The sequence below is a fragment of the Pseudomonas sp. RA_35y_Pfl2_P32 genome (assembly GCF_963970735.1).
Lineage (GTDB): Bacteria > Pseudomonadota > Gammaproteobacteria > Pseudomonadales > Pseudomonadaceae > Aquipseudomonas.
The window spans coordinates 1-1059 of sequence record NZ_CAXAQF010000067.1; the positions used below are offsets into that span (position 1 = coordinate 1).

Annotated in this window: 1 protein-coding gene; it reads left to right on the forward strand. The window is 58.2% G+C overall.

Features of this window, described 5'->3' with window-relative positions; translation table 11 throughout:
* Nucleotides 1–1059 (forward strand): immunoglobulin-like domain-containing protein (locus AACY45_RS27075; RefSeq protein WP_339548495.1); only part of this gene is annotated, 1059 nt, incomplete at both ends.

The following is a 1059-nucleotide window of genomic DNA, read 5'->3' on the forward strand; positions in this document are numbered from 1 at the left end:
CGGCGCTGGTCAACAAACTGGAAAGCGTCTCCGGTGGCGATCAGTTCGAACAACTGACCCTGGGCAAAGACCAGTTCACCACCACCGTCACCGACCAACCATCGGGCGAAGGCGACAAGATCACCGTTACCATCGAAAGCAACGGCGACGTGCTGGAAAATGCTGCACCGAAGTTCACCGTCAAGGTCGATCAGGAACTGAAGCAAGACCTGACCGTGACCCTGAGCAATGGCGACACCGTCGTCATCAAGGCCGGCACCAGCAGCACGCCGTACGAGCTGAAAGCACAAGGCGATGACGTCTACAAAGACGGCGAAACCATCAAACTTGGCGTCACTGACGCCGCAGTCGACGGCAAATCCTTCGAAAATCTGGTTCTCGGTAACGAAGCCATCGTTAAAGTCGGCGACACCGTCTCCGAAGTGGTCGCCACTCTGTCTGTGGATAAAACCACCGTCACCGAAGGCGGTTCCGTCACTTACACCGTGACCCTGACCAACGCTGCTGGCTTGCCGATGAGCAACCACGGCGAGCTGACCTTCAAGCTTTCCGACGGCACCACCATCACCGTTCCGGCCAACAGCACCACTGGCACGGCAACCGTGGTCACCAGCAATGACATCTTCACCGGCGGCCAGCCGGCGCTGGTCAACAAACTGGAAAGCGTCTCCGGTGGCGATCAGTTCGAACAACTGACCCTGGGCGATACCACGCTGACCACTTCGGTCACTGACGAGCCAGGTGCTGACGGCGACAAGATCACCGTCACCATCGAAAGCAATGGCGACGTACTGGAAAACGCTGCGCCTAAGTTCACCGTCAAGGTCGATCAAGCCCTCAAACAGGACCTGACCGTGACCCTGAGCAATGGCGACACCGTCGTCATCAAAGCCGGCACCACCAGCGTGCCGTACGAGCTGGCGGCACAAGGCGATGACGTCTACAAAGACGGCGAAACCATCAAACTCGGCGTCACTGACGCCGCAGTCGACGGCAAATCCTTCGAAAATCTGGTTCTCGGTAACGAAGCCATCGTTAAAGTCGGCGACACCGTCTCCG